This window comes from Streptomyces sp. NPDC093801 (genome assembly GCF_040701585.1).
Taxonomy (GTDB): Bacteria; Actinomycetota; Actinomycetes; order Streptomycetales; family Streptomycetaceae; genus Streptomyces.
The window spans coordinates 1-4723 of the sequence record NZ_JBFBDP010000091.1; the positions used below are offsets into that span (position 1 = coordinate 1).

Annotated in this window: 3 protein-coding genes and 2 pseudogenes; all 5 read right to left on the reverse strand. The window is 69.3% G+C overall.

Annotated elements, in window-relative coordinates:
- Positions 1-76: pseudogene (locus tag AB0469_RS40850) on the reverse strand (ATP-binding protein); the annotation flags it as partial.
- Positions 57-611, reverse strand: coding sequence for a DUF742 domain-containing protein (locus AB0469_RS40855; protein WP_344170358.1), 555 nt, complete (start codon positions 609-611; stop codon positions 57-59). The pseudogene AB0469_RS40850 and the gene AB0469_RS40855, both read right to left, overlap by 20 nt.
- Before the next feature lie 93 nt (positions 612-704).
- Positions 705-1118 carry a roadblock/LC7 domain-containing protein gene (locus tag AB0469_RS40860; RefSeq protein ID WP_030037347.1) on the reverse strand — a complete coding sequence of 138 codons (414 nt, stop codon included), beginning with the start codon at positions 1116-1118 and terminating at the stop codon, positions 705-707.
- Positions 1119-1128: 10 nt separating this feature from the next.
- Positions 1129-4335 carry a nitrate- and nitrite sensing domain-containing protein gene (locus tag AB0469_RS40865; RefSeq protein ID WP_366456682.1) on the reverse strand — a complete coding sequence of 1069 codons (3207 nt, stop codon included), beginning with the start codon at positions 4333-4335 and terminating at the stop codon, positions 1129-1131.
- A 286-nt stretch (positions 4336-4621) separates the two neighbouring features.
- Positions 4622-4723 (reverse strand): annotated as a pseudogene (locus tag AB0469_RS40870) (ATP-binding protein); the annotation flags it as partial.

A 4723-nucleotide genomic window follows, 5' to 3' on the forward strand; every position in this document is an offset into this window, starting at 1 on the left:
CGAAGCCGCCCGCCACCACGATCTTCGCGGAGGTGGTGGAGCGAGCCGCTCCGCCGTTAGAGCTTGCGAAGTCCACTGAGCACCCTTTCGAGCAGTGTCACATCTGGCTGACCGCCGGCGGACTCGTCGCCGCCCGGCTGGTGAATGGCGACAAGGCCCGCCTCCGCCAGGTCGGCTACGAGGATGCGGGCGACACCAAGAGGAATGGAGAGAAGTGCCGAGATCTCCGCGACGGATTTGATCTCCTGGCACAGACGGCAGATGCGCTGGTGCTCGGGCAACTGCCCTTGCAGCCGCGCGGGATCCGCCGTGGTACTGACCAGCGCCTCGATGGCGAGCTGGTAGCGCGGCCGGGTCCGGCCGCCGGTCATCGCGTACGGGCGCACCAGCGGGTTGTGCGCCTTCGGAGCCTGCGGCTGCGAGGCCCGTGGGGGCTGCTGCGGAAGCCGGTGGGGCGCCTGGGGCTGCTGGGGCTGGCCGTACGGTTGCTGCGCGTAGGGGTTCTGCTCCGGCATGGGCCGGCTGGGAGCGGAGGGGAAGTTGAAGCGGTTCTGGTCGTGCCCACCCTGCGGCTGCTGGCCGCCATAAGGATGTCCTCCGGGTGTTGTCACGTTTCCTCCTCCGACTCCAAGAACGCAGTACTCCCTGTGGAACCGCGCCACCGCACCCTACGGTGCGATGACGCGAAACGCACTGCCTGTTTGCTAGTTGAGAAGGCTTCCCTGCAGCTCCGCGCGCAGGTCCGGAGTCAGGACGCTGCCCGCGCGATCCACGAGGAGGGCCATCTCGTAGCCCACGAGGCCGATGTCGCACTCGGGGTGCGCGAGCACCGCGAGCGAGGATCCGTCGGAGACGGACATGAGGAAGAGGAATCCCCGGTCCATCTCGACCACGGTCTGGTTGACGGCGCCGCCCTCGAAGATGCGGGAGGCTCCGGCGGTCAGCGAGGTCAGACCGGAGGCCACGGCCGCCAGCTGATCGGCGCGGTCGCGCGGGAATCCGTCGGACATCGCCAGCAGAAGGCCGTCGGCGGAGACCACCACCGTGTGGGACACCCCGGGGGTGTTGTCCACGAAGTTGGTGATCAACCAGTTCAGGTTCTGCGCCGCCTGGCTCATCGCGCTCACACTAACGCTCCTGGTCATAGCTGTTACTTGACTGCTCGGAACCCGCGCTGCGTCCCTGCTGGACACCACGGCGCAGGTTGCTCAACCTGCCGCGCACGTCCTCCGGGGCGCGGGAGACCTGGGGGCCGCCCTGCGGGGTCGTCTCCGCAGCGCCCTCGACCAGGTTGGCCTTGGGCACCCGCCGAGGGAGACCGGACGAGGTGACCCCGCCCGCCTTCGGCTCACGGAGCTTGCCGGCCTGCTGCCAGCGCTCGTCGTTCGTCGAACGCCAGCCCGCGCCGGCTGCCTCGTCCTCCGGGGACCCCTTCGGTTCGGCGGGCTGCTGCTGACGCTGCGGCCTCGCCTCGAAGAGGGAACCGGTGGGCTCCGCTTCCTTCTGGCCCGAACCCCACTGCTGCTGGCTGCCGCGTCGCGGCAGGCCCGCTCCGGTCAACTCGTGACTGGCGTCGGCAGCGGCGCCCGGACGGTCGAAGCCTACGCGGTCCACGGCCGGTTCGGGAGCGGCCGGGGGTTCCGATTCGTTCCCGTAGTCCGGCTGGTACGCCTCTGCGTAGGTGTTCTGCTCAGGCCATACGGCCTGCGGGGACTGGTCCGCGTAGCCGCCGTCGTACGCCTGGGCGGGCTGCTGAGGGTCCTGGTGTCCGACTTCCGGATAGGCGTAGCCCTGCTCCGGGAACGCCTCGTAGGACTGCTGCTGGCCCGGTTCGGCGTACGGGGCCTCGTAGCCCTGCGCGGACGGCTGCTCGTACGCCTGGTACGGCTGGTACGCGTGCTCCGGCTGGGGTTCCGGATAGCCGTCGGCGGAGTACTGCTGCTGCTCCGGCTGCGGGGCCTGCTCCTGCTCGAAGTTGAGCTGCGCCTCCAGCGCGGCCCGGCGCTCCTCGCGGCCCAGGGACCGCACGACCGGGTCGACCGGCTTCTCCTCGCCGCCCTGGCCGCCCGGGGCCTCGTAGCGGGAGTCGTCGAAGCCGAGCTCGGCGGCGGTGCGCAGCGGGGCGGCCTGCTGGGCCTGCTGCTCGGGGATGATCGAGGAGACGGTGAAGTCGTCGTCCGGGATGCCCTCGCCACCGCCACCGTGGGTGATGGCGTCGGGGAGCATGATCAGCGACGTGGTGCCGGCCTGCTCGCCCGAGGGCCGCAGCTGGACGCGGATGCTGTGGCGGTCCGCCAGCCGGCCGACCACGAACAGACCCATGCGCTGCGAGATCGCGGCGTCCACGGTCGGCGGGTTGGCCAGCTTGTGGTTGATGTCCGCGAAGTCCTCGGCGGTGAGGCCGATGCCCTTGTCGTGGATCTCGATCATCACGCGGCCGTCGGGCAGACGCGTGGCGTTGACCCGGACCTTGGTCTGGGGGGAGGAGAACGTGGTGGCGTTCTCCAGGAGCTCGGCGAGCAGGTGCACGAGGTCGGTCACGGCCTGGCCGTGGATCTCGGCCTCGGAGACGCCCGAGAGCTCGATGCGCTCGTACTGCTCCACCTCGGAGGAGGCGGCGCGCAGCACGTCGACGAGGGGCACCGGCTGGTCCCAGCGGCGGCCCGGGTTCTCACCCGCGAGGATGAGGAGGTTCTCGCCGTTGCGGCGCATACGGGTGGCCAGGTGGTCCAGGCGGAAGAGGTTCTCCAGCTGGTCCGGGTCGGCCTCGTTGTTCTCCAGGTCGGTGATGAGGGTCAGCTGGCCCTCGATCAGCGACTGGTTGCGCATGGAGAGGTTCGTGAAGATCGCGTTGACGTTGCCCCGCAGGAGCGCCTGCTCGGCGGCGAGGCGGACCGCTTCCCGGTGGACCTGGTCGAAGGCGCGCGCGACCTCGCCGATCTCGTCCTGGGAGTTGATCGGGATCGGCTCGACACGGGTGTCGACCTTGCCCGGGTCGGTGCGCGAGAGCTGGTCGACGAGCATCGGCAGGCGCTGCTCGGCGATGTCGAAGGCGGAGGTGCGCAGGCGCAGCATCGAGCGGCTCATCTGGCGGGCCATCATCGCGGCCAGGATGAAGGCGGCGAGGAGGGCCACGACCACGATCGCGCCGGTCAGGATGGCGTCGCTCTGGGCCTTGTCGGAGATCGCGACGGTGTCCTTGACGGCCTTGTCGAGGAGCTCCCGCTCGATCTCGGCGTAGCCGTCGAACTTGGCGGTGGCGGCGGCCTGCCAGGCCTGCGGCGTGGTGCCGCCCAGGGCCAGCTTGGAGGGCTTCTCGCCGCCGGCTATCGCCTCGGTCATGCCGGTGAGGGCGGAGCCGTTGACCACGGGCGGGGCCTTGAAGGGCGTGCCGGCCTGCTCGGCGGCCTGCTTGGCCTGCGCGAGCTTGGCGGCGCCCTCCTGGGACTTCTTGCCCATGACCTCCTTGAGCCGGTTGGTGTCCTCTTCGGTACCGGCGGCGACGTACTCGCCGGCCGCGATCTCTTCGAGGTAGGCGTAGGAGGAGAAGGCGACGAGCTGGGCCTTGCGGACGTTCTCGTCCTCGTTCGGGCGGACCAGCAGGTGCGTGCCGATGGAGCGCTGGAGCGAGTTGGCCGCCTTGGCCAGCTCGACCGCGTAGACCATGCGGCCGTAGCTGGTGACGTTCCCGGTGCCCAGGCCCAGTTCGTTGGAGAACTGCATCAGGTAGTGCTGGACCAGCACGTAGCCCTCCTCGGTCGGCACGGGGCCGGCCGAGGTCGGGAGGTTCTTCTTGGCGGACTCCGGGACGGCGTAGGCCGTCTTGCGGACCTGCTCCAGCTTGGGCTCCTCCTGGCGGAAGAGCTCCAGGCGGCGCTCGAGGCCCTGCTTCTGCGGCATGTCCTTCACGGCCGAGGCGAACTTGGCCTTGGCGGCGTCGGTGGCCGCGTAGGCCTTCGTCACGGCCTCGTTGTTGCGGTCGCCCTTGAGGAGCGGCTCGGCGCTGAGGTCGCGCTCGTTGAGGAGGGCCTGGCCGTATTCGGCCGCCGCCTGGACGATGCGGACGGTCTTCTCCGCGTCCTTCGCCTCGTTCCAGGTGTCGATCGAGCCCTTCACCTGGAAGCCGCCCATGACCAGTCCGACGAGGACGGGCACGAGGAGGATCGCGTTCAGACGCGTGGGCACCCGCCAGTTGCGGGGCGAGAGCTTGCTGGTGCTGCCGCCGCTCGCGGGTGGCTCCACGGGCACGTCGACGGGCGACATGGCCGCGCGCGGCGGCGGGGTGAAGTTGCCGCGCGCGGGTTCATCCGCGGGGCTCGAGTTGCTTCGCCTCACTCGACCAACAACCTCTCGGCGGTGCTACTAGCTAGTTCGTTGAATTCCAGCACGATTAAGCGCCGTGTTCCAAACAGTTGAAACCAGCCATTCCCAGAGACCTAAGTCCCACATAAAACGGACATAAAGAGCGAGCGGCGGCAAAAACGGGGCCAGTTGTGCGCACAGCGGCACCGGGCGACCGCATGCCGTGTCCATGTGAGAGTAATTCTCTGTCGAAACGTTATGAACACCAGAGGCGGGCCGTGTCCTATGACACAGCCCGCCTCCGCTGATGGCCCGGGTGTTACTTCAGCCGTGCCATGAGGGCGTGTTCGACGAGCGTGATGAGTGCGCTCTTGGCGTCGCCGCGGTGGCGGGCGTCGGTGGTGATGATGGGGGCGTCGGG